We start from the raw sequence: 23,505 nt of genomic DNA, 5'->3' as shown, positions 1-23,505 counted from the left end.
GCTGCGGCACCTTCCGGACCATCCGCAACACCCGTAACAGCCGTCGACCTGTGCCGAGCGCCTCAGAAGCTACGGTCCAGTGACATGATCGCAGCGACATCCTCGGCGTCGCCCGCGGCTTCGATCCGCACGGCGTCTCTCCCGAACGCGTGCAGGGCCAATTCGGCCGGTTCACCTCGGAGAACGACCTGTCGGGGCGCGGCGTTGCGCACCGTCGCCTGCTCACCCGACGGACGTTCGAGCACCACCGTGACAGGCGCGCGGCGATAGCCGAGCCGTCCCACCTTGCGTGCCAGACCCCACAGGGCGTCCTGGCGCGCTGTGGGGAGAATCCGCGGCTCCCACCCCTCGTGGGCACGGCGCACGTCCTCGTGGTGGACGAACATCTCGCCCAGGTTCACCTGAGCGTCGACCCAGTACATCGGCGACCACCGCGGAGGACCGGTCCGGACCTCGTCGAGCAGCCGGCTCCACGGGCGCGTCGCCGTCTCGTTCTGGACCCGCTCGGTGTAACCGGCGAGACGGCTGACGAGGATTCCCGGGGCCGCGTCGAGCCGCCGTTCACGGACGACGAGGTGGGCAGCGAGATCCCGGTTGGTCCAGTCCCCGCAGAGGGTGGGCGCATCCGGGCCGAACTCGGCCATCGAGTCGACCAGGGCAAGGCGTTCATCTCGGGCGAAGGTCACCCGAACGAATTTACCTGCCGCGGAACTATTTGCCGTCGAACGACGGCACCGCGATCACGGTGGGCACGATCATCGGCCGGCGACGGTACTTGTCCGCAACCCACTTACCCACTACCCGCCGGATCGCCTGGGCGATCCGATGCGCGTCGTTGATGCCCTCCGTGGCCAGGCGCGCGAGTTCCGCCTCGACCAACTGGGCGGCATCCTTGAGGGCGGTCGGGTCGTCGGAGAATCCGCGCCCGGACACCTCCGGGGTGCTGACGGCGCGGCCGGTGTGGTCGTCGATCACCACGTTGATCGCAATGAACCCGCCCTCCCCGAGAACCAATCGATCCGACAGCGTGGAGTCGCCGACATCACCGACGGACAGTCCGTCGACGTAGACGTGTCCGACCGGCACCTGCCCGACGATTTCGGCGAGACCGTCCACCATGTCGACCACGACGCCGTCCTCGGCGAGCACGATGCGTTCTTCCGGAACGCCGGTGGCCTTGGCCAGCGCGGCGTTGGCGCGCAGGTGCCGCCATTCGCCGTGCACCGGCATGGCGTTGGTGGGCCGGACCGCGTTGTACAGGTAGAGCAGCTCACCCGCCGACGCGTGGCCGGAGACGTGCACCTTGGCGCTCTGCTGCGTGACCACGGTGGCACCGCGCTTGGCGAGACCGTTCACCACCGCGAAGACGGAGTTCTCATTGCCCGGAATCAGTGACGAGGCGAGGACCACCAGGTCGTTGGCCCGGACATTGATCTGCCGGTGCTCACCCCGCGCCATCCGCGACAACGCCGACAGCGGTTCACCCTGAGAGCCGGTGGAGATGAGAACGAGGCGATCGTCGGGCAGGTTCGCCGCGGTGTCGATGTCGACCACCAGACCGTCGGGCACGCTCAGGTAGCCGAGATCCTGTGCGATCTGCATGTTGCGGACCATGGATCGGCCCACGAACGCAACCCGGCGGTTGTAGCGGTGCGCCACGTCGACGACCTGCTGGATGCGGTGGACGTGGCTGGCGAACGACGCCACGATCACACGTTGCTTCGCCTTACCGATGACGTTGTCGAGCACGCCGCCGATCTCACGTTCCGGTGTGACGAATCCCGGCACCTCGGCGTTGGTCGAGTCGACCAGGAACAGGTCCACTCCTTCGTCGCCGAGACGCGAGAAGCCGGCGAGGTCGGTGAGCCTGCCGTCGAGCGGAAGCTGGTCGAGTTTGATGTCACCGGTGTGCAGCACGACTCCGGCGTCGGTCCTGATGGCGACCGCGATCGCGTCCGGGATGGAGTGGTTGACCGCGAAGTACTCACACTCGAACGGGCCGTGTGCCGTGCGCTGGCCTTCCGTCACCTCGACGAGGTTGGGTCGCTGACGATGTTCCCGGCACTTGGCTGCGACGAGCGCGAGCGTGAACCGGGAGCCGATGACCGGCAGATCCGGCCGGAGGCGGAGCAGGAACGGGATCGCCCCGATGTGATCCTCGTGACCGTGGGTGAGGACGACGGCCTCGACATCGGCCATGCGATCCTCGATGTGCCGGAAGTCCGGCAGGATCAGATCCACACCAGGCTGCTGATCCTCGGGAAACAGCACGCCGCAGTCGACGATGAGCAGTTTGCCCTGATGCTCGAAGACGGTCATGTTCCGGCCGATTTCACCGATGCCCCCGAGGGCGACCACTCGCAGTCCCTTGAAGGGAGCCTTGGGCGGTGCACCGAGCCGCGCGGTCGGATCGGGAGTTGCCGCCCGGTTGTCCGGACGCTTGTTGCCGTTACCACCGCGACGAGAGCGCGAGGGCGACTTGCCGGTGGCGCCCGTCTTGGTGGATGCAGCCTTCACCGGCGCGGACTTCGCTTGCTTCGGCGCAGTGGGGCTCTCTGCGAGCGGGGGTTCCGATTTCGGTTGCTCCGCCGCCGCCGCCGACGGCTCGGGCACGGGAGGTGCTGCGGGCTGCTCGGCCGGGCTGGGAGCCGGCGGTCCGGCCTGACGGCTTGCGCTGCGACGACGGGGGGGACGGGTCATGCGAGTACCCCCGCAGCGTGAAGGTCGGCGGCCAGGAGATCGAGCTGATCGTGGGTGGGTGCCACTTGAGGGAGCCTGGGTTCGCCCACGTCGAGACCTATCAATCGCAATCCTGCCTTTGACGCACTGACCCCGCCCAACCGCGCAACGGATCGGATGACCGGGATCAGGCTGAGGTTGATGGCACGCGCCCGGGCGATATCGCCGGCCGCGAATGCCGTGTGGAGTTCACGCAGCCGGGACGGCACGAGGTGCCCGATCACGCTGACGAAACCGGTGGCGCCGACCGCCAACCACGGCAGGTTCAGCGGATCATCGCCCGAGTAGAAGAGGAGGTCGGTGGTTCCGATCAATTCGGCGCCGGCGTTCAAATCGCCCTTCGCGTCCTTGACCGCGACGATGCGCGGATGCTCGGCGAGGCGGCGGATCGTCTCGGTCTCGATGGGGACGACTGAGCGCGGCGGAATGTCGTAGAGCATCACCGGAAGGTCGGTGGCATCTGCGACAGCGGTGAAGTGGGCGTACAGACCCGCCTGCGGCGGACGCGAGTAGTACGGGGTGACGACGAGGAGTCCCTGCGCCCCGGCGCGGGCGGCGTCGCGCGCGAGTTCGACACTGTGGGCGGTGTCGTTACTTCCTGCGCCTGCGATGATCTTCGCCCGGTCGCCGACGGCGTCGATGACGGCGCGGAGCAGCTCGAGCTTCTCGTTCTCGGTGGTTGTCGGCGACTCACCGGTGGTACCGGCGAGCACGAGAGCATCGCATCCATTGTCGACGAGGTACGCCGCGAGGCGGACACCCGCGTCGACGTCCAGCTTTCCGTCGGAGGTGAACGGCGTCACCATCGCAGTGGAAACTGTGCCGAACGGACGCTCGACGTGAGAAGCGGAATCACCGTAGGTCATGGTCAGAAGGCTACCCGGTGGCCCAGGTACTTTCGCACACCACTCACAGGTCGGCGGAAAACGTGCTCCGCGCCACTTCCGATCCGTCTCCCCAGTCGACGATCTCGAAGTCGCCGAACACATTAGGTGCCGCCTTCTGCAACTGCCTGAGGCATTCGACAGCAAGTCGACGAATCTCGACGTCGGCGTGCTCGGTCGCCCGCATCGACACGAAGTGACGCCACGCGCGGTAGTTGCCGGTGACCACCACCCGGGTCTCGGTCGCGTTGGGCAATACGGCCCGGGCGGCCTGGCGGGCCTCCTTGTTCCGCACGGGAAGGCTCGAGGTCTCCGCAAGCTTGGCCTCGAGTGCTTCGAGCAGCTCGCCGTATGCCGCCCGGCTCGCGTCCGTCGCTCTGGCGAAGAGTGCCTCGAGCTCGGGATCACCGGCGATCGCGGGCGGCACGACCACGTTGGAGTCGTTCTCCCGCACGAACCGCTGCGACAACTGCGAGTAGGAGAAATGCCGGTGCCGAATCAGCTCGTGGGTGCACGAGCGGGAGATTCCGGTGATGTAAAAGGTGACGCTGCCGTGTTCCAGGACGGATTCGTGCCCGACTTCGAGGAGGTGGCGAAGATACCCGGCGTTGGTCGCCGTGCGCGGGTTGGGCTTCGACCAGCTCTGATAGCAGGCGCGTCCCGCGAACTCGGCCAGCGCCTCCCCTCCGTCGGCGTCCGTCTCCCACGGGATGTCCTCCGGTGGAAGGAACTCCGTCTTCGCGACGAGCTGCACCCTGAGCGACACCGTCTGCGGCAACTGCGTGATCCTCCTACCGGACCCGAGAACGGATCCATTCCTGATGCATAAACCCTAGTTGCGCCGTGATTCGGGCTCCGTGCGGGTGGGGGCGCCCGTGCGGCGGTCGCAGCCACCCCTCGACCGACACCCTTGACCGACGTCACAGATGACGTCATGCTGGCGTCATGAACCTCGACAGTTACGTCGCCCGGCTGCGCGACGACCTCACGGCAGCCGCAGCCCTCGGCGACGACCGGACCCGGGACACAGCGGCGGCGCTCGCGGTAGCCGTCGAACCGGCGGCCCGGCTCCTCCTGCTGTCCGCACTCACTGAATTCGCTGGTGAGGTGTCTTCTGTGCTCGAGAGTCGCACCGTGAAGGTGCGACTGGAGGGTACCGAGGTCGGGGTCGACATTGCCCGTACCACCGCAGACACCGCAGGAGCGGAGGACAAGAACACCACCACCGCCGAAGACATCAGCGCGGCCTTCGATGACGCCACAGGTGACATCAGCCGCGTCACTCTGCGGCTGATGGATCAGATCAAGTCGAAGGCAGAGGAGGCCGCGTCACAGAACGGAGTGTCGCTGAACTCGTGGGTGTCCCAGGCAGTGCAGGGCGCCCTCAAAGACCATATGCGCCGTAACCTCGGCAACAATTTCTGAAGCGGCGCCGCACTCCCTCCATGGCCCCGGCACCGACGGTGGTCTAATTACGTCGCAACAGCCACACGGTGAGAGTCGCCACGGGCTCGAAGGAGCGAAAAATATGGCCGTTTCCGGCGTCAAAGAGTTCGAGATCAAGGCCGATCCGGCCACGGTGATGGCCGCGATCGCCGCGGTGGATCGGCTGCCCGAGTGGTCGTCTGCCCACAAGTCGGTGACCATCGAAAGCACCCACGACGACGGCCGCCCCCACCGTGTTCGGATGAACGTCTCCATTCTCGGCATCAGCGACGAGCAGGTGGTCGACTACACCTTCGAGGGTGACGACACCGTGTCGTGGCACCTCGTCGAGAGCGGTCAGCAAAATGCGCAGGACGGCTCGTATGTTTTGACCGAATCAGGCTCCGGTACCAAGGTGACTTTCGAGCTGACGGTCGATCCCAAGATCCCGTTGCCCGGTTTCCTCGTGAAGAAGGCGCAGAAAACTGCACTCGAGACGGCCAGCAAGGGTCTCACCAAGTTCGTCGAAAGCCTGTAGCGCTCACACTTCTCGCGGTCGCTTCGCCGCGGCCGCGAGAAGTGGGGCGAGATCTCCACGCTTGTCTACCGTGACTTCGCCCAGCTCGAGCCACTCCGCCATCCGGTACAGCTCGGACAGCAGCGGCTCCACCACCCGCTCGGGACGCGCTCCCGCTTCGACGAAGGCCGACCGCACCTTGAGCGCTCCCCTCGCTCGGTCGGCTTTCACATCGACTCGGGCTACCAACTCGCCGTCGAGTAGGAACGGAAAGACGTAGTAACCGTGCACCCGCTTGTGCGCGGGAGTGTAGATCTCGAGGCGATACCGGAAGTCGAACATCCGCTCCGTCCGCGGTCGGAAAAATACAAGCGGATCGAACGGACACAACAGCGCAGCGCCCTCTACCCGCCGCGGCGTCCGGACGTCGCGATGCATGTAGGCCGCAACGTCCCAGCCTCGCACGGTGACCGCGTGGAGCACACCGTCCTCGACGAGGTCCTCGACTGCGGGCTTGATCTGCGCCGGGGACAGCCGGTAGTAGTCGCGCAGGTCCGACTCCGTCGCTACTCCCAGTGCCCGTGCGGACCGGCCGACGAGTCGCCGGATCGACTCCTCCTCCGAATACTCCTGCGCGAGAATGCTTTCGGGCAGCACTCGATCGGTGAGATCGTAGTGACGGGTGAACGCGACTCGTTTGTCGACCGCGAGGGCCCCGGCGGCGAACAACTGCTCGCATACGACCTTGGTGTCGCTGCGGTCCCACCACGGCCCTTTGCGATCGGGCCGATCGACCTCGAGGTGCTTCTCCACGTCGCGGGCGCTGCTGGGACCCACCGCCCGGATCACGTCTAGCACATCGGCGGCGAGGGTGGGATTGCGGTCGAGTACCCGGGCCTCGCCTGCCCACCTGCCGTGCCGGTAGCGGTGCATACGCCACCGGAACAACGGCCAGTCCTCGACCGGGATGAACGCCGCCTCGTGCGCCCAATACTCCGCGAGCATGCGCGGCGTGCGGGCACGGTGCGACCACGCCGCCGAGTCGAGCAGTCCCCGGTCGTAGACGCCGATTCTGCTGAACAGCGGAACGTAGTGGGCCCGAGCCGCCACCGACACCGAATCGATCTGGAACAACCGGATCCGGTCGAGAACCGAGCGGATGTGCCGTCGGGTAGGGATACCCGTCGGCCTGGCATCGGCAAATCCCTGCGCCCACAGTGCCGACTTTCTGGCCGCGGCGGCGGTCATCTCACGCATGACCGCATCCTGTCACCAGGTACTGACAGTATGAGGCAGGATCGCGGATCGACACGTCCCAGCGGGCGTCAGATGCCCTCGGCGAGAACCACTGCCACCGTCGCACCGAGGTCGTAACAGCGCTCACGTGCTGCCGCGTCGACCGCACCGATGAGTTCGAGCGCTTCGGCGGCTTGCGTGAGTGCGAGGCCGGTCACGATCTTCTGTACCGACGTGACCGCGCCGGCTGTGTCGTTGTTGCCGTGTACCCACAGACCGTAGGGGCGGCCCGCGACCGCGTCGAGACAGGGGTAGTACACCGTATCGAAGAAGTGCTTGAGCGCTCCCGACATGTAACCGAAGTTGGCGGACGTCCCGAACAGGAAGCCGTCGGCGGCGAGGACGTCGGGCACGGTGGCCCCGAGAGCGGGTATCGACCGCACCTCGACGCCCTCGATGTCGGGGTCCCGGGCACCCTTCAGCACCGCTTCGAGGCACTCGCGGGTGACCGGCGACGGGGTGTGGTGGACGACGAGGAGTGATGGCACAGTCGTCAGCGTACGACCGGTTGCGGCACTACTGCCCCGCCCCGCTCTCGCGTTCGAGACGTTCCAGTTCCACGGCCCGCTTCATCGTCTCCCGGGCGCGGCCGCGGTCGCCGGCGTAGTCGTAAGCGCGGGCAAGCCGGTACGAGCTCCGCCAGTTGTCGGGATCCGCCTCCCATTCCGCCTTGACCTGCTGGAAGAGGGCGTCGGCAGCGTCGCGGTCTATTCGTCCGGACGGACGCTTCGGCAGATTCGTGACGTCCAGTTCGAGACCCTCGTCGCCGATGCGACGGGCGAGTTTCTGATGTTGCAGGCCTGCCCGGAGTGTCGCGTAGACGATCCACGCACCGAGGAACGGAAGGATGAGAACTCCGACGCCGAGCCCCACCGCGGCGACCCCGCCGTCCTGGATCAGGGCGATCCCGCGCTGACCGAGCAGCACGAAGTAGAACACGAGCGCGGCGACAAGCAATGCGATCGTGACGACCGTCTTGGTCGACTCGTTACTCTTCACAGGTCGAGAAGCGGGTCGATACCCACGGTGAGGCCGGGGCGGGACGCGATCTGCCGCACCCCGAGGAGTACGCCGGGAGCGAAGGAATTGCGGTCGATCGAGTCGTGCCGGATGGTCAGCGTCTCCCCTTGTGTTCCCAGGATGACCTCCTGATGCGCGACGAGCCCGGCGAGCCGGACCGAGTGCACCCGGACACCGTCCACATCGGCGCCGCGGGCACCGTCGAGTTCGGTGGTGGTGGCGTCCGGACTGAGGCCGAGGCCCGCCTTGCGGCGCGCCTCGGAGATGAGCGCCGCGGTCCGGTAGGCGGTGCCGGACGGTGCGTCCGCCTTGTTGGGGTGATGCAGTTCGATGACCTCGACGGAGTCGAAGAAGCGCGCGGCGGCCTCGGCGAACCGCATCGACAGAACGGCTCCGATTGCAAAGTTGGGAGCGATGAGGACCCCGACCGAGGGCTGATCGGCCAGCCACGACCGCACCGTGTCGAGGCGGGTGTCATCGAAGCCCGTGGTTCCCACCACTGCGTGAATGCCATTGGCAACGAGGAAGTTCAGGTTGTCCATCACCACATCGGGGTGCGTGAAGTCGACGACAACCTCAGTACCGGACTCGGTGAACACCTCCAACCGGTCGCCGTGATCGACCTCCGCCACGAGCTCGAGGTCCGACGCCTGCTCCACCGCCTCGCAGATCGCTCGGCCGACCTTGCCCTTGGCTCCGAGAACTCCGACCCTGATGGGTGCTGCTGCGCTCACTTCTCCACGCTCCGTCCAGTCACATCGATTCGCCCGAAAGCCTACGCAACCACCGGGTGACGACCGAAGTGCAGGGGCCGACCGGGAGATCTTCCTCTCCTCACCCGTAGCTTCCACACCCGTAGCCGGGTGCGATCAATCGAAGACGATGATCTGGCGGATCGCGCGGCCCTCGGCGAGTTCGTCCATGCCGTGGTTGATCTGGTCGAGTGAGATGCGGGACGAAATCAGCTTCTCCACGGGCAGCTTCCCCGAACGCCACAGATCCTCGTAGACGGGGATGTCTCGGGCGGGAACAGCCGATCCGAGGTAGCTGCCGATGATTGTGCGGGCCTCGGCCACCAGGGTCAACGGCGAGATCGACGAACGCGCCTGTGGGGACGGCAGCCCGACGGTGATGGTTTTTCCGCCGGGGGCGGTGGCGGACACGGCCGATTCGAAAGCTCGCGCATTGCCGGCGGCCTCGATCACGATGGGCGCCCGTATGCCGGCCTCTACCAGTTCGGCAGGCGTGTATACCGCCGTCGCACCCAGTTCGAGTGCGGCCTGGAGCTTTTCCGGCACCGAGTCGACCCCGATGACCTCGCCGGCACCCCGCGAGACGGCGGTGAGAATCGCGGCCATTCCGACCCCACCGAGCCCGACAACCATGACGGCCTGACCGCGGCGCGGATTGCCGGCGTTGAGAACGGCTCCGCCTCCGGTGAGAACAGCGCATCCGAGTACCGCGGCCACATCGGCGGGCACGTCGTCACCGACAGGAACGACAGAATGGCGGTTGACCACGGCATGCGTGGCGAAACCGGACACTCCGAGGTGGTGGTGCACCGACTCGTCGCCCCGATGCAGACGCGAGCCGCCGTCGAGCAGGGTTCCGTCGTTGTTGGCTTTCGTACCCGGCACGCACGGCATCTGGCCGTCGGTGGCGCAGCCCTCGCACTGGCCACAGCGCGGCAGGAACGTCATGACGACCCGTCGTCCGACGCTGAGGTCGTCCACGCCCGCGCCGAGTTGCTCGACACGCCCGGCCGCCTCATGACCGAGCAACATCGGAACCGGCCGGACCCGATTGCCGTCGACGACGGACAGGTCCGAATGGCACAGTCCCGCAGCCTCGATCCGGACCAGAATTTCACCCGGACCCGGCTCGTCCAGTTCGAGTTCGGCGATAGAGATGGGCGCGGACTCCGCGAAGGGTCGTGTTCGGCCGATCTCTTCGAGCACTGCTCCACGAATCTTCATCTCGCACGCCTCCTGTTGTCGGGGGTAGCTCGTTACCGGACGATGCCACGCACCGACGCGGGCAAATCACGTTTGCGCCGATACGGCCCTACGACGGCGGCGCCGAAGGGGCGCTGCAACAGCACCCTCGCCACGTCACGAACCTCGTCGGTGGTGACCGCATCGATCTTCGCCAAGGTTTCGGCGATGCTGCGATGGTTGCCGTAGTTCAGTTCGCTCTTGCCGATGCGGTGCATCCGCGATCCCGAATCCTCCAGGCCGAGCACCAGACCCCCGCGCAGAGACCCCTTCGCGCGGGCACATTCGGCGTCTGTGATGCCGTCGGCGGCGACGGTGGACAGCACCTCTCGGATGACCGTGGCGACCTCGCCGAGGTTCTCGGGCTGGCAGCCCGCATAGACCGAGAACGCACCGGTGTCGGCGAACGTATCGACGCCGGAGTACACGGAATACGCGAGCCCGCGGATTTCGCGCACCTCTTGGAAGAGACGGGAACTGAGCCCGCCCCCGACGGCGGCATTGAGCACCGACAGCGCCCACCGATGCGACTCGTGCCTGCCGAACGCCCGAACGCCGAGGGAGAGATGGACCTGTTCGCTGTCGCGGTTGGTGAGGCTCAGCGTGGGCGCTGTGCGCAGCCGCAACGCACCGGCGCGGCGAGGGGCGGGCTCGGCCGCCTCCTCGAGATGACCGGCGAACGCCCGGCGCACCATCTCCACCGTGTGCTCGTGGTCGACGTTCCCGGCCACCGCCACCACCATCCGCGGCGGTGTGTACCGGCGAACGTGGAACGAGTGCAGCTGGGTGCGAGTCATCGATTCGATCGACTCGACACTGCCGATCACGGGACGGCCGACGGGGTGGTCGCCGTACAGGGCCGTGAGGAAGGCATCGCCGAGCAAGTCCTCGGGATCGTCGTCACGCATCGCGATTTCCTCGAGGACCACCTGGCGCTCCACGTCGACATCCGAGGAACGGCAGCGGCCTCGAAGCACCACATCGCTTACCAGGTCGACTGCCAGGGGCAGATCCTCATCCAGCACGTGCGCGTAGAAACAGGTGTGTTCCTTCGAGGTGAAAGCATTGAGTTCGCCTCCTACACCGTCCATCACCTGGGCGATGTCGAGGGCACTGCGTGACGGAGTGGCCTTGAAGAGCAAATGCTCGAGGAAGTGCGCGGCTCCCGCGACCGTGGGTTGCTCATCACGGGATCCCACACCGACCCACACACCGACGGATGCGGATCGCACGCCGGGAACGTATTCGGTGACAACGCGGAGACCGCCGGGAAGCACAGTGCGCTCGACACCGGGATCCGGTTCACGCAGGGTCGACGCTGCAGTGGGGGCCGCGACGCGGCGGCGATCGATCTTGGCCATGTAGTGGTTCAGCGGTCCTCGAAAACTGGGCGACGTCGAACGGCAAACTTTACACGGAGACACCGACCGACCCGTTTCCGCCTCCGGCGGGATCACTCGTCGAAGCTACCTGGGCGTAAACCGGCTCTCGACCCCACATCCGTGGCGGCCAGTACGACGATCCGCTCGGTTCGCTGCCCAGGGAGAATCATTCCCCGCTCCTCCAGCATCCGCGCGCGGCCGGCGAGTGCTGGGCCGAACGGAACGTGTTCCGAGGCCACGACCTCGACCCGCAGACCCCGCTCCTCGAGCATGGTTCGCGACTTCTCCACACCGTTCAGAACAGACTGGACGAGGAGAAGAGTGCCGCCCGGAGCAAGGAGTTCCGGGACCGCGACGCAGAGGCAGTCGAGGACGGCGCGCCCGTCGATTCCCGCATCCCAGGCCAGCCCGAGAACGCGCCCGCGACCGCGACCGCGAACAGAGTCGTCCGACGCCGGCGAGTACGGCGGATTCGCCACCACCACATCGAAGCGCAGCGTCCGCACCGGGTCGACGAGATCGCCCCGCACCACCCGCACGGTCCGGCGGTTCAGCTTGGAGTTGAGCCAAGTGCTGATCACGGCGCGGCGAGACACGTCGACGGCGGTGACCCATCCCGCGCCACCTTCACAGGCGGCCACACTCAATGCGCCGGTGCCACAGCATAAATCGAGCACACGCGTTCCCGGCCCGAGCTTTCGTCCGGCGAGTACCTCGGCGAGCAACCAGGTGTCCCGCTGAGGCCGATAGACCCCGGGCAGGCGAAACAACATGACCGGCTCCCTCCCACGCCGTTGATGACCAGCGTGGGAGGGACCCACAGTTACATGCAACTCGACTGGCCGCATTTCATCCGGTGTTCACGTCGGATCCCGTCCGAGCCGGCTGAAGACTTCGCGAATCGGGTATATGACGGGGGCGCCCCGTTCCTATTCCGCCGATTCTCCCGCGCCGGCCGACGCGATATGGTCCCTGCTGTCACGGCCGTCACGGTGGCCAGAATGGGCTCCGCACATTCGCGGTGCCTGGGCTCTGGGATCTCCGGAGGTGCAGTGCGGGCGCTGCGGGGCAGCACGGGTGCTGTGGTTCATTCCGGTTCCGGTGGTCATCTCCGCCAAGACGCCCGGTCGGTCCTGGACCTGGCGGGTGGGTCCCATCGACCTCGAGCACTCCGTCGAACCTCTCGGTTCCGGCTCGCGAATCACGATGACGCTGTCGGCGCCCGGGCCGGTGGAGCCGGTGTTGGCCGCCACCTACGGGCCGATCATCGCCCTTCTCGTTCGGCGGCTCGCCCGCGTCGCCGGCCCGGCACCCGCCACCTGACAGTGGTCCCGAATACGCGAGCGGCCCCGCACGAGTAACGTGCGGGGCCGCTCGGCAGGAGCCGGGGGAGACCTACTTCTCGGCTGCCTGCTCTTCGTCCTGCTCGGTGGCCGGCGCAGCGCCGTCCTCCTCGACCGGGATCAGCGAGATCTTGCCGCGGTTGTCGATGTCGGCGATTTCGACCCTCAACTTGGAGCCGACGCTCACGACGTCCTCGACCTTGGCAATGCGCTTGCCGGAGCCCAGCTTCGAGATGTGCACCAGCCCGTCGCGGCCGGGGAGGAGCGACACGAATGCACCGAAGGCGGTGGTCTTGACGACCGTGCCCAGGAAGCGCTCGCCGACCTTCGGCAGCTGCGGGTTGGCGATGGCGTTGATCATGTCGATCGCGGCCTGCGCGGACGGGCCGTCCGTCGCACCGACGAACACGGTGCCGTCATCTTCGATGGAGATGTTGGCGCCGGTCTGCTCGGTGATCGAGTTGATCATCTTGCCCTTGGGCCCGATGACCTCGCCGATCTTGTCGACGGGCACCTTGATGGCCGTCACGCGCGGAGCGAACGGGCTCATTTCGTCCGGAGTGTCGATGGCCTCGGCCATGACGTCGAGGATCGTCGCACGCGCATCCTTGGCCTGCGACAACGCGCCGGCGAGGACCTTCGACGGGATGCCGTCGAGCTTCGTGTCGAGCTGGAGGGCCGTCACGAAGTCCTTGGTGCCCGCGACCTTGAAGTCCATGTCACCGAATGCGTCTTCGGCACCGAGGATGTCGGTGAGGGCCACGTAGCGGGTTTCCCCGTCGACCTGATCGGACACCAGACCCATGGCGATACCGGCAACCGGAGCCTTCAGCGGCACACCGGCGTTGAGCAGCGCGAGCGTCGACGCACACACCGAACCCATCGAGGTGGAACCGTTGGAGCTGAGGGCCTCCGACACCTGACGGATGGCGTAGGGGAACTCCTCGACGCTCGGCAGTACAGGCATGAGTGCCCGCTCGGCCAGCGCGCCGTGTCCGATCTCGCGGCGCTTCGGCGAACCGACACGACCGGTCTCTCCGGTGGAGTACGGCGGGAAGTTGTAGTGGTGCATGTACCGCTTGGTGGTCTCGGGCCCGAGGCTGTCGACCTGCTGCGCCATCTTCACCATGTCGAGGGTGGTGACGCCCAGGATCTGGGTTTCGCCACGCTCGAACAGCGCGGAACCGTGTGCCCGCGGCACGAGGGCGACCTCGGCGGAGAGCGAACGGATGTCCGTGATTCCACGACCGTCGATGCGGAACTGGTCGCGCAGGATGCGCTGACGTACCAGCTTCTTGGTCAGCGAACGGAACGCTGCGCCGAGTTCCTTCTCACGTCCCTCGAACTTGGGTGCGACCTGCTCGAGCACCTCGACCTTGACCTCGTCGGTCTTGTCGTCGCGCTCCTGCTTGCCGGCAATGGTGAGTGCGGCACTCAGCTTTTCGGCGGCGGCCTCTTCGACCGCGGCGAACACGTCGTCCTGATAGGCCGGGAAGACGGGGAACTCGCCGGTGGGCTTCGACGCCTTCGCCGCGAGCTGCTGCTGAGCGGTGCACAGCCGCGCGATGAACGGCTTGGCCGCCTCGAGGCCCTCGGCCACGATCGCCTCGGTCGGCGCTTGAGCGCCGTCCGCGATCAGGGCGATCACGTTGTCGGTGGCCTCCGCCTCGACCATCATGATCGCGACATCGGCGTCGTCACCGGAACCGGAGACGATGCGGCCGGCAACGACCATGTCGAAGACTGCGTTCTCGAGCTGCTCGACCGTCGGGAATGCCACCCACTGGCCGGCCTTGTTCTCCGCCGAGGTGATGAGCGCTACACGCACACCACCGACAGGACCGGAGAACGGCAGGCCGGCGATCTGGGTGGACGCCGACGCCGCGTTGATGGCGACCACGTCGTAGAGGTCCTGCGGGTTGAGGCTCATCACCGTGACGACGACCTGGATCTCGTTACGCAGGCCGTCGACGAATGACGGGCGCAGCGGACGGTCGATCAGGCGGCAGGTGAGGATGGCGTCGGTGGAGGGCCGGCCCTCACGGCGGAAGAACGAGCCGGGAATGCGACCGGCCGCGTACATCCGCTCCTCGACGTCCACCGTCAGGGGGAAGAAGTCGAAGTGCTCTTTGGGGTGCTTGCTGGCGCTGGTGGCCGACAGCAACATGGTCTCGTCGTCGAGGTAGGCGACGACGGCGCCGGCGGCCTGCTGGGCGAGGCGGCCGGTCTCGAATCGAATGGTGCGAGTGCCGAAGGACCCGTTGTCGATCACGGCGGTGGATTCGAACACGCCCTCATCGATCTCTACTGCGGAGTTCTCTGTCATCTTTTCTCTTCACTTCCCTCTCGTCTTCGCCGTACCCGCGCGGGCGTTCTCACCCTCCTGGCGAGAACTGCGCACCTGAGGGACATCCCCCTCTCGAGATCTCGGGATGTCGCTGTGCGGAGGCGGCCGTCGATCGAAGTCCCCCGGACCGTGTCCGGACGACCACTACCGAAGACCGACACCACATTCTCGGGTGCATACGGTAGTGCTGCCCTACGGCAGCGAACGCCGATAGCCAGCGAGGCCCAGTCTAAGCAAGGCCACGCCGGCTACCGGAGTGATTGGCGATCGAATGATCGCCGTGCCACGAAACTCAGCGACGCAGGCCGAGACGCTCGATCAGCGAGCGGTAACGCTCGATGTCGACCTTCTGGACATACTTGAGCAGACGACGACGGCGTCCGACCAGCAGCAACAGGCCGCGGCGGGAGTGGTGGTCGTGCTTGTGCATCTTGAGGTGTTCGGTGAGATCGACGATGCGCTTGGTGAGCATGGCCACCTGCGCCTCCGGCGAACCGGTGTCGGTCTCGTGCAGGCCGTACTCGCCCAGAACCTGCTTTTTCTGTTCGGTGGTCAATGCCACTGTTTTCACTCCTGGTAATGACGTTCGCGTGAAAGGATCGATATTCGACGCGGCCACCACGAACCGCAGCGCACGCCAGCGGACTACTTTACCAGCTGAAATGCGGCTCGATTACGTTGCGCTGTCCGAGGCGGACAGGATTTCGCGCGAGCGCTCCGCGTCGCGCCCCATCGCGACGATCAAATCGTCGACGGAGTCGAATTTTTCCATCCCGCGCAACCGCTCGACCAGGTCGACAGCGACATGCTGGCCGTAGAGGTCGGCCTCACGATCGAGAACGAAGGCCTCCACCGTGCGGGTGCGGCCCGAGAACGTGGGGTTGGTGCCGACCGACACGGCCGCCATGTAGCGCTCCCCCGAGGTGACCGTCCCCAGATCGACGCCGTGCCCGAGCACGGTGAACCAGGCCGCGTAGACCCCGTCCGCGGGGATGGCTGCGTACATCGGAGGCGCGACATTGGCCGTCGGATAACCGAGCTGACGCCCGCGACCGTCCCCGTGGACGACGACCCCCTCTACCCGGTGGGGCCGGCCCAGGGCCTCCGTCGCGGCGGCCATGTCACCGGCATCCACGCACGAACGGATGTAGGTGGAGGAGAAGGTGACGGCGTGCTCGGCGAGCAGCGTGACGCCGTCGACCGCGAACCCGAACCGGTCGCCGATCTGACGCAGCAGGTCGACGTTGCCCGCGGCCTTCTTGCCGAAGGTGAAGTTCTCACCGACGACGACCTCGGCCACGTGCAGACGCTCCACGAGAATTTCGTGGGCATACCGCTCCGGCGTCAGCTTCATGAATTCGGCGGTGAACGGCATGACGCAGAACACGTCGATCCCGAGGTCTTCCGCGAGTTCGGCGCGGCGGGCCAGCGTCGTCAACTGGGCGGGATGACTGCCCGGGCGAACCACTTCCATGGGATGTGGGTCGAAAGTCATGAGCACGCTGGGTATTCCACGCTTGCGTGCAGCCGACACTGCCCGGCTGATCAGTTGGGCGTGACCTCGGTGCACGCCATCGAATACGCCGATCGTGAGTACACAACGACCCCAGTCGGCAGGAACCTCGTCGAGACCACGCCATCTCAGCACGACTGGCAGCCTACGGTGCGGCGCGCCGATGTTCATCTCCGGACCGGCCGGTCCCCCGGGATCGTGTAGGCGGACGTGCCGTCACCTCGCCGTTCTTCCCCCGCGAGTCCGCCTTCGAGGTGTGTCGATGTGTCTGTCCGGTAAGACTTGCCTAAGCTCGGGGCGTGGCCGGAAACAAAAATGACCAGATCGCGACCGAGGACACGGCATCGGAGACCGGCTCCTTGTCGGCTGTGGCGCAGGACTACCTCAAGGTCATCTGGACCACCGGGGAGTGGTCGCAGGAGCGGGTGTCCACCAAGTTGTTGTCCGAGAAGATCGGCGTGTCGGCGTCCACCGTGTCGGAGGCCATCAGGAAGCTGTCCGATCAGGGGCTGGTCGATCACGCCCGCTACGGTTCCATCGCACTCACCGAGGCGGGCAGGGTGGCCGCCATCGGAATGGTCCGTCGCCACCGGCTCATCGAAACGTATCTGGTGCGCGAACTGGGGTACGGCTGGGACGAGGTCCACGACGAAGCGGAAATACTCGAGCACGCCGTGTCCGATCTCATGATCAACCGGATGGACGCCAAGCTGGGACACCCGGAGCGGGATCCCCACGGTGACCCCATCCCGTCGGTCGACGGTTCGGTTCCGACTCCCCCGGCCCGCCAGCTGAGTCACTTCGCGAACGGCGAAAGCGGCCGGATCGCGCGGATCTCCGACTCGGACCCGGCCATGCTGCGCTATTTCGATTCGGTCGGAGTAGCACTGGACGTCGAAGTGACGGTGCTCGAGCGACGCGACTACGCGGGGACGGTGTCAGTCCGGCTCGACGCCGGTCCGGACTCCGTCGAACTGGGCAACCCGGCGGCCCAGGCCATCTGGCTGGTGTGAGCTATCTCAGCGTCGCCGGACGAACCACCATCACCGAACTGGCACGCTTGCCGCGCTCCTGCAGCAGTGCGATGGTCGACCCGCCCGGGTCGATGGCGGCGTACACACCCTTGATTCCGACCGGCTCGAGCCACCGGCCCTGACTGATCGACTCGGCCTCCGCAGCATCGACGAGTCGGTGCGGGAACGCAGTCTGCGCTGCCGCGTCGATGTCGAGGCTGACCGCCGGCTCCTCGGCCAACTGTTCGAGGGTTCGGGCATGGTCCAGTGTGAATGGCCCGACTCGAGTTCGCCGCAACCTTGTCAGGTGACCGCCCACCCCGAGCGCGGCGCCGAGATCGCGGGCGAGAGAACGAATGTAGGTGCCGGACGAACATTCCACCTCGACATCCAGATCGACGAACGTGTCCTCGTCGCGTCGCGCGACCACGTCGAAGCGGGACACCGTCACCGAGCGCGCCGCCAGTTCCACTTCCTCGCCCGCACGAATCCGGGCATGGGCGCGTTGCCCGTCGACCTTGATGGCGCTGACACTCGCAGGAATTTGCGAAATCTCGCCCGTGAGGAGCGCCACGTGTGCGGCGATCTCCTCGTCTCGCACAGCAGAGGCATCGGCCGACGCCAGAGTCTCGCCCTCGGCGTCGTCGGTGGCGGTCGACTGCCCCAACCGAATAGTCGCGGTGTACGCCTTCGTGGTCAACGCCAGAAGCCCGAGCATCTTCGTCGCCCGCTCCACACCGAGGACGAGGACGCCCGTCGCCATGGGATCCAAAGTGCCCGCATGCCCGACTTTCCGGGTTCCGAGGAGTTTGCGGCACCGCGCCACGACATCGTGGCTGGTGATCCCGGCGTCTTTGTCGACGATGAGCAGACCGGCACCGACGAGACCGGACGAAGGCTTTTCACGCGCAGGCACGTGTTCCGATTCTGCCAGCCCGGCAAGCGGCACTCTCACTGCACCGCAATTGTTGTGATGATGAGGCCGTCCGACACCATCCAGCGTCCGTCGAACGACGCCAGCGGCGGCCCGTCGAGGGTCTCCCCCGAAATGAGCAGATTTGAATGAAAGGTGCCCGTGCCGCCGTCCGTGGCCTCGAAGGTGATGTGTGCGTCCTCGAAACCCAGCCATCTCCCGGTGAGCGGGAACCATGCCTTGTACGTCGCCTCCTTGGCACAGAACAGCAGCCGGTCCCAGTGCACCGAGTCGTCCGTCCCCGACAGCCACTTCCGTTCCACTTCGAGGCTCACCGCGTCGAGCACACCCTCGGGCAGAGCCTCGTGCGGCTCGGCGTCGATTCCGACGGACCGCACCTGCATCGCATACCCGAGCACGGCGCCGCGGTAGCCGTCACAGTGCGTCAGACTTCCGACGACGCCGCGAGGCCACACCGGCGCGCCTTTCTCTCCCCGGAGAATCGGGGCAGGGTCCACACCCAGCTTCGCCATGGCCAGTCGCGCGCAGTGCCGGGCGCTGGTGAATTCGCGGCGGCGTTTCTCGACCGCCCGCCCGATCAGCGCCTCCTCCTGCGGATGCGGACGCAAACCCGGTGGGTCTTCGAAGAGCTCGGCAGACGCCACACCGGAGGGCAGGATCCTCTCGATCACAAAGTCCCCCTCGCCCGCATCTTCTCCACTTCCGCCTCCTGCTCGGGAGTCACCTTGAAGTGACCGCCCCACTTGTTGAGCGTCCCCGGCGGATACTCCGGCACCGGCATGATCTGGCGGAGCAGTTTCTCCGGAAGGCCACGCCGCTGCCACTCCCTCGGATAGCCGAGAGAGACCTCTTCGAACCGCACGCCGTCGTAGTAGGTGGTACGCGGAATGTGCAAGTGCCCGTACACCGCACAGACCGCGTTGTACCGGGTATGCCAGTCCGCCGTCATCTCGGTGCCGCACCACAACGAGAATTCCGGGTACCACAGCACCTGGGTCGGCTCACGCACGAGGGGAAAGTGGTTGATCAGCACCGTCCGGGTGCCGGCGGGCAGCGCATCGAGGCGCTCCTTCGTCGTCTCCACGCGGTGACGGCACCACGCATCCCGGGTGCCGTACGGCTCGCTCGACAACAGGAACTCGTCCGTCGCCACCACGTTCTTCTCCCGCGCGATCGCGAGGCCCTCCTCCTTGTTGGCCGCTCCGGCGGGCAGAAACGTGTAGTCGTAGAGAAGGAACATCGGAACCAGCGTGACCGGGCCGTCCTCTGCCTCCCACACCGGAAACGGATCCTCGGGAGTGATGACGTCGATCTCGCGGCACATCGTGACCAGGTAGTCGTAGCGCGCGACGCCGTGCATCTGGACCGGATCCTTGGCCGTCGTCCACAGCTCGTGATTGCCGGGCACCCAGATGACCTTGGCGAACCTGCTCCGAAGCAGCTTCAGGGCCCAGCGAATGTCGTCGGTCTTCTCGGAGACGTCACCCGCGACGATCAGCCAGTCCTCCGGGGAATCCGGGTAGATCTCCTCGGTGATCGGGCGATTTCCCCGGTGTCCGACATGGGTGTCGCTCACGGCCATCAACTTGGCTGCCACGTCCACTCCCCTTCCCGATCTGTTTCCTTGTCGATCGCTCGCTTCACCGGTTCGCGTTTCACTCCGCGTCAGGACTCGGGGCACCGGACCTGAAGGTCGGCACCGGTCACCGCCCAGCGGCCGGTGCCGACGCGCCAGACGACCGCCAGCATCCGAAGCACTATGAACACGGTCAACCCCGTCCAGATTCCCGCCAGACCCCAGTCGCGGAGCATTGACAGCCAGATCAAGGGCAGGAAGCCGACCAACGCGCAGGCCAGCGTGGCATTCCGGAGAAACACGACATCTCCCGCCCCGAGAAGCACACCGTCGAGAGCGAAGACCACTCCGGCCACGGGAATGATGGCAACGAAGAACCACCACACCACCGCCATGTCGTCCAGCACCGCAGTATCGGAGGTGAACAGGCGGGGTACGACACTGTGACCGAGCGCGAACATGAGCGCCAACGCCGACGCGAAGAGCGTGGACCACCGCGTGATACGCCACGAGAGGCGGGTGGCCCCGCGGGCGTGCCCCGCGCCCAATGCGGCACCCACCAAGGCCTGTGCCGCGATCGCGAGGGAATCCAGGGTGAGTGCGACCAGATTCCACAACTGCAGGACCACCTGATGTGCGGCGACAGCTGCGGCCCCGAACCGGGATGCGACTGCGGCTGCCGAGAGGAAACACGCCTGGAACGCCAGACTCCGGAGGATCAGGTCCCGGCCGAGGATCATCTGAGCCCGCATCACGCCCCACCGCGGACGCAGCGGCACTCGTTCGAATACCAGCGCACCGACGAAGAGACTGGCCGACACTGCCTGGCCGATCACATTCGCCACGGCCGAACCCTCGAGTCCGAGGCGCGGGGCGCCCCACAGTCCGTGTACGAGCAGCGGACAGGCGATCGCCGACACGACGAGGCCCGCGATCACGAACCGTAGGGGCCGCACGGTGTTCTGCATGCCGCGCATCCAGCCATTGCCGGCCATCGCGATCAGGATCAACGGGGCGCCGAACACGGCGATGCGCAACCAACTCGCCGCCGCGTGCGCGATGTCGGAGCCACCGGCGATCGCCGAAGTCACGGGACCGGCCAGCAGATGAACGAGCGCGACCACCGTCACGCCGATGATGAGCGCCAGCCACGTCGCCTGCACCCCCTCGCGGACGGCACCACGCTCGTCGCCGGCACCGTGCATCCGCGAAGCGCGGGCCGTGGTCCCGTAAGACAGAAACGTCAGCTGGGTGCTGACCTGCGCCAGGATCAGTCCGCCGACCGCAAGACCCGCGAGTGCCAGCGCACCGAGCCGTCCGACGACAGCGATGTCGAACAGCAGATAGATCGGTTCCGCGGCAAGCACCCCCAGTGCCGGGAGCGCAAGACCGAACACCGTGCGGGCAGCGACATCGCCCGAAACCTTCGTCCCAGCCGTTAGATCGCCCGTGCTCTCCGAGACTTCCGCCAACTGACCCGAACCTCAGCCGAGCGACTCGACGAGTGACGCCACGATCTCGTCGACGGAGGTGACTGCGGTGTACCCGGCCGCGAACCGGTGTCCGCCGCCGCCGAGGTATCCGGCGACGAGCGAGACGTCCACGTCGGACTTGGAGCGCAGTGAGACCGACCAGGTGCCGTCTGCGGCCTCTTTCAAGACCGCGGCGACCTCGGCCTCCGAAGTGGTGCGGACGATATCGATGACGCTTTCGATTTCTTCGGAGCGCAGACCCCGCACATCGGCCTGTCGGATGACGGCATAGACCAGACCACGGCCGCCTGCGGCGCCGGGAACGAATGTGGCTGATCCCAGCACAGTGGACAGCATCGGCAGCCAGCCGAAGGGATGGGTGTCGAGCAGTCGCCGGGCGATCCGGGCACCGTCTATACCGGTCGCGAGTAGCCGCTCGGCGAGGGTGTGGGTGCCGGGCTGGACCCAGCGGAACGAACCGGTGTCGGTCACGAGGCCGGCGTAGAGGCAGTGCGCGAGGTCGGCGTCGATCTCCACGCCCCACAGGTCGAACATCTGAGCCAGGACTGCAGTGGTCGATTCCGCCGACTCGTCCACCAGGTTCATCCGTCCGAACCGGGTGTTGGACCGATGGTGGTCGATGACGAGCGTCTCCGCCGCATCATGGAGGCGGCCGGCGAGCGTGCCGAGCCGCCCTGCGCTGCCGCAGTCGACGGTGACCAGCAGATCGACGTTTCGATGCACCTGATCCGCCGGCACCAGCAGGTGGGTGCCGGGCAATTCGCGCATCGACTCGGGCAGTTCGTCCGGAGCAGCGAACGCCACCTGCACCGGGATACCTTTGCGCTCGAGAACCAATCCGAGCGCAAGGCCGCTGCCGATGGTGTCGGCATCGGGCTGAACGTGACACAGAACCGTCACCGACGTCGCGTTCTCGAGGACGGCGACCGCCTGCGGCAGATACACCTCGTGGCGATCGAGATCAGACAGGGACGTCTCCTGAGTGTGGGTCATGTCGTCGGCGTCAGTCCGCCTGGCGGGAACCGGACGGCTCGTCGACATCCACGTCGTCCGAGTCCTCGGTTCGTGGCTCCTTGTACGGGTCCGGGTCTCCGGCCGGGGACGCCGCGGCAGCGACACGGGCGACCTCGTCGTCCGCGGCACGAGCGCGGGCGAGGAGTTCTTCCATATGACGGGCGGTGTCCGGCACGGTGTCCGCGACGAACGTCAGCGTCGGCGTGAATCTCACGCCGGTACCGGCACCGACCTTGGAGCGCAGAACACCCTTGGCCTTCTCCAGGCCTGCGGCCGCAGCAGCGAGATCGGGTTCCGACTCGAGGTCGGCGCCCATCACGGTGTAGTACACGGTCGCGTCGTGGAGGTCGGCCGTCACCTTGGTATCGGTGATGGTCACGAACGCCAGGCGGGGGTCCTTGATTTCGTGATCGATTGCCGTCGCAACAATGGTGCCGATGCGCTTGGCGAGCTTGCGTGCCCGGGCGGGATCCACCATGACAATCAGACTCCTCTCCCTGGCCGCTCGATAAGTTGTGGTCCTACTTTTGCTCTGTCTTTCTCATTCTGCACGCCGGGGCGTCGTGACGACCCGCCGGGCAGGGCATACCGAGTCAGTCCTCGGGCCCGAAAATTCTCCGCCGCACGGCGAGTAGTTGCAGCTCCGGCAGATCTGCAACATGCCGCTCGCAGGTGTCGAGCACTTCGTGTACGTGATCGACGGCCGAGCTCGCCATGGTGACGCCCAGCATCGACCGGCGGTACCGATCTTGTTCGCCGGTTTCCGCGGCGGACACACCGTAGCGACGCAGCTCCGCGAGAACCGGTTTGACCATTGCACGCTTCTCTTTCAGAGATCGCACGTCACCGAGCAAGATGTCGAGCTCGAGCGCACCGACGTACAACTTTCCTCCTTCGGGGAGACGTGGGGGGGTGGCCCCGCCCCCCCCCCCCCGCCGCGCCCGCCCCCCGCGCCCGCCCGGCCCCCGCGCCCACCGCGCGCCGCCCGGCGCCGCCCCGGGCCCGCGCGGGGGGG

The 23,505-nt window shown here is 66.6% G+C and carries 25 protein-coding genes; 4 read left to right on the top strand and 21 right to left on the bottom strand.

Annotated features, from left to right (window positions below):
* Nucleotides 1-62 precede the first annotated feature (62 nt).
* Genes R4P95_RS07970 through thyX form a run of 4 tightly spaced genes read right to left on the bottom strand, consistent with a single transcriptional unit; the run spans nt 63 to nt 4,401 of the window.
* On the bottom strand, nt 63-686 hold the full coding sequence (locus R4P95_RS07970) for a TIGR03085 family metal-binding protein (RefSeq protein ID WP_213571719.1): 624 nt from the start codon (nt 684-686) through the stop codon (nt 63-65).
* A gap of 25 nt (nt 687-711) precedes the next feature.
* Nucleotides 712-2,700 (bottom strand): RNase J family beta-CASP ribonuclease, encoded by a 1,989-nt coding sequence (locus tag R4P95_RS07965; RefSeq protein ID WP_317746552.1) that lies wholly within the window; start codon nt 2,698-2,700, stop codon nt 712-714.
* Nucleotides 2,697-3,605 carry a 4-hydroxy-tetrahydrodipicolinate synthase gene (gene dapA, locus R4P95_RS07960; protein WP_109330791.1) on the bottom strand — a complete coding sequence of 303 codons (909 nt, stop codon included), beginning with the start codon at nt 3,603-3,605 and terminating at the stop codon, nt 2,697-2,699. The genes R4P95_RS07965 and dapA overlap by 4 nt, the downstream gene beginning before the upstream one ends.
* 43 nt (nt 3,606-3,648) lie before the next feature.
* Nucleotides 3,649-4,401 carry an FAD-dependent thymidylate synthase gene (gene thyX / locus R4P95_RS07955; RefSeq protein WP_213571717.1) on the bottom strand — a complete coding sequence of 251 codons (753 nt, stop codon included), beginning with the start codon at nt 4,399-4,401 and terminating at the stop codon, nt 3,649-3,651.
* Nucleotides 4,402-4,568: 167 nt separating this feature from the next.
* Between thyX and R4P95_RS07950 the strand changes: the two genes are divergently transcribed.
* Both R4P95_RS07950 and R4P95_RS07945 read left to right on the top strand, forming a co-directional pair.
* Nucleotides 4,569-5,048, top strand: coding sequence for a toxin-antitoxin system HicB family antitoxin (locus R4P95_RS07950; RefSeq protein WP_213571716.1), 480 nt, complete (start codon nt 4,569-4,571; stop codon nt 5,046-5,048).
* A gap of 103 nt (nt 5,049-5,151) precedes the next feature.
* The gene (locus R4P95_RS07945; RefSeq protein WP_159926281.1) at nt 5,152-5,586 is read left to right on the top strand and encodes an SRPBCC family protein; all 435 of its coding nucleotides are present in this window, start codon (nt 5,152-5,154) and stop codon (nt 5,584-5,586) included.
* Between the two features lie 3 nt (nt 5,587-5,589).
* Here R4P95_RS07945 and R4P95_RS07940 read toward each other — a convergent pair whose 3' ends face one another.
* The 7 genes from R4P95_RS07940 to R4P95_RS07910 form a co-directional block, all read right to left on the bottom strand.
* On the bottom strand, nt 5,590-6,822 hold the full coding sequence (locus tag R4P95_RS07940) for a winged helix-turn-helix domain-containing protein (RefSeq protein ID WP_317746550.1): 1,233 nt from the start codon (nt 6,820-6,822) through the stop codon (nt 5,590-5,592).
* Between the two features lie 68 nt (nt 6,823-6,890).
* On the bottom strand, nt 6,891-7,349 hold the full coding sequence (locus R4P95_RS07935) for a flavodoxin family protein (RefSeq protein ID WP_317746549.1): 459 nt from the start codon (nt 7,347-7,349) through the stop codon (nt 6,891-6,893).
* Nucleotides 7,350-7,377: 28 nt separating this feature from the next.
* The gene (locus R4P95_RS07930; RefSeq protein WP_159926277.1) at nt 7,378-7,860 is read right to left on the bottom strand and encodes a hypothetical protein; all 483 of its coding nucleotides are present in this window, start codon (nt 7,858-7,860) and stop codon (nt 7,378-7,380) included.
* Nucleotides 7,857-8,615: a 4-hydroxy-tetrahydrodipicolinate reductase gene (gene dapB, locus R4P95_RS07925; protein ID WP_317746548.1), complete on the bottom strand. Its 759-nt coding sequence runs from the start codon at nt 8,613-8,615 to the stop codon at nt 7,857-7,859. Before dapB ends, R4P95_RS07930 begins: the two co-directional genes overlap by 4 nt.
* A 135-nt stretch (nt 8,616-8,750) precedes the next feature.
* Entirely contained in the window at nt 8,751-9,857 is a 1,107-nt protein-coding gene (locus tag R4P95_RS07920; protein ID WP_317746547.1) for an alcohol dehydrogenase catalytic domain-containing protein, read from the bottom strand.
* A 32-nt stretch (nt 9,858-9,889) separates the two neighbouring features.
* Nucleotides 9,890-11,236, bottom strand: coding sequence for a pitrilysin family protein (locus tag R4P95_RS07915; protein ID WP_317746546.1), 1,347 nt, complete (start codon nt 11,234-11,236; stop codon nt 9,890-9,892).
* 92 nt (nt 11,237-11,328) lie between these two features.
* The gene (locus R4P95_RS07910) at nt 11,329-12,030 is read right to left on the bottom strand and encodes a HemK2/MTQ2 family protein methyltransferase (RefSeq protein WP_317746545.1); all 702 of its coding nucleotides are present in this window, start codon (nt 12,028-12,030) and stop codon (nt 11,329-11,331) included.
* Between the two features lie 136 nt (nt 12,031-12,166).
* On the opposite strand from R4P95_RS07910, the gene R4P95_RS07905 reads away from it, so the two are divergent.
* Entirely contained in the window at nt 12,167-12,580 is a 414-nt protein-coding gene (locus R4P95_RS07905) for an SRPBCC family protein (RefSeq protein ID WP_317746543.1), read from the top strand.
* Between the two features lie 72 nt (nt 12,581-12,652).
* Here R4P95_RS07905 and R4P95_RS07900 read toward each other — a convergent pair whose 3' ends face one another.
* The 3 genes from R4P95_RS07900 to R4P95_RS07890 all read right to left on the bottom strand — a co-directional run bounded on the left by R4P95_RS07900 (nt 12,653) and on the right by R4P95_RS07890 (nt 16,595).
* Nucleotides 12,653-14,926 (bottom strand): polyribonucleotide nucleotidyltransferase, encoded by a 2,274-nt coding sequence (locus R4P95_RS07900; protein ID WP_213571709.1) that lies wholly within the window; start codon nt 14,924-14,926, stop codon nt 12,653-12,655.
* 313 nt (nt 14,927-15,239) lie between these two features.
* Nucleotides 15,240-15,509 carry a 30S ribosomal protein S15 gene (gene rpsO, locus R4P95_RS07895; protein WP_213571708.1) on the bottom strand — a complete coding sequence of 90 codons (270 nt, stop codon included), beginning with the start codon at nt 15,507-15,509 and terminating at the stop codon, nt 15,240-15,242.
* Nucleotides 15,510-15,620: 111 nt separating this feature from the next.
* Nucleotides 15,621-16,595, bottom strand: coding sequence for a bifunctional riboflavin kinase/FAD synthetase (locus tag R4P95_RS07890; protein ID WP_213571707.1), 975 nt, complete (start codon nt 16,593-16,595; stop codon nt 15,621-15,623).
* Nucleotides 16,596-16,759: 164 nt separating this feature from the next.
* On the opposite strand from R4P95_RS07890, the gene R4P95_RS07885 reads away from it, so the two are divergent.
* Entirely contained in the window at nt 16,760-17,473 is a 714-nt protein-coding gene (locus tag R4P95_RS07885) for a metal-dependent transcriptional regulator (protein WP_109330819.1), read from the top strand.
* Nucleotide 17,474: 1 nt separating this feature from the next.
* Here the strand turns inward: R4P95_RS07885 and truB are convergent, their stop codons facing one another.
* The 7 genes from truB to R4P95_RS07850 all read right to left on the bottom strand — a co-directional run bounded on the left by truB (nt 17,475) and on the right by R4P95_RS07850 (nt 23,374).
* A complete protein-coding gene (gene truB / locus R4P95_RS07880) occupies nt 17,475-18,389 on the bottom strand; it encodes a tRNA pseudouridine(55) synthase TruB (protein WP_213571706.1) in 915 nt (304 codons plus the stop codon).
* A gap of 35 nt (nt 18,390-18,424) precedes the next feature.
* On the bottom strand, nt 18,425-19,078 hold the full coding sequence (gene npt, locus R4P95_RS07875) for a 4'-phosphopantetheinyl transferase Npt (RefSeq protein ID WP_213571705.1): 654 nt from the start codon (nt 19,076-19,078) through the stop codon (nt 18,425-18,427).
* Nucleotides 19,075-20,004, bottom strand: coding sequence for a metallophosphoesterase family protein (locus R4P95_RS07870; RefSeq protein WP_109335170.1), 930 nt, complete (start codon nt 20,002-20,004; stop codon nt 19,075-19,077). The genes npt and R4P95_RS07870 overlap by 4 nt, the downstream gene beginning before the upstream one ends.
* A 68-nt stretch (nt 20,005-20,072) precedes the next feature.
* The gene (locus R4P95_RS07865; protein WP_397517643.1) at nt 20,073-21,455 is read right to left on the bottom strand and encodes an MATE family efflux transporter; all 1,383 of its coding nucleotides are present in this window, start codon (nt 21,453-21,455) and stop codon (nt 20,073-20,075) included.
* Nucleotides 21,456-21,467: 12 nt separating this feature from the next.
* Nucleotides 21,468-22,469 (bottom strand): bifunctional oligoribonuclease/PAP phosphatase NrnA, encoded by a 1,002-nt coding sequence (locus tag R4P95_RS07860; RefSeq protein ID WP_317746542.1) that lies wholly within the window; start codon nt 22,467-22,469, stop codon nt 21,468-21,470.
* 10 nt (nt 22,470-22,479) lie between these two features.
* A complete protein-coding gene (rbfA, locus tag R4P95_RS07855; protein WP_109330825.1) occupies nt 22,480-22,968 on the bottom strand; it encodes a 30S ribosome-binding factor RbfA in 489 nt (162 codons plus the stop codon).
* A 115-nt stretch (nt 22,969-23,083) separates the two neighbouring features.
* Nucleotides 23,084-23,374, bottom strand: coding sequence for a DUF503 domain-containing protein (locus R4P95_RS07850; RefSeq protein ID WP_109330827.1), 291 nt, complete (start codon nt 23,372-23,374; stop codon nt 23,084-23,086).
* Between the last annotated feature and the right edge of the window lie 131 nt (nt 23,375-23,505).

It is taken from the genome of Rhodococcus sp. IEGM 27 (genome assembly GCF_033142305.1).
GTDB classification, from domain to species: Bacteria; Actinomycetota; Actinomycetes; order Mycobacteriales; family Mycobacteriaceae; genus Rhodococcus_F; species Rhodococcus_F oxybenzonivorans.
This window is presented reverse-complemented; position numbering and strand designations above follow the sequence as displayed.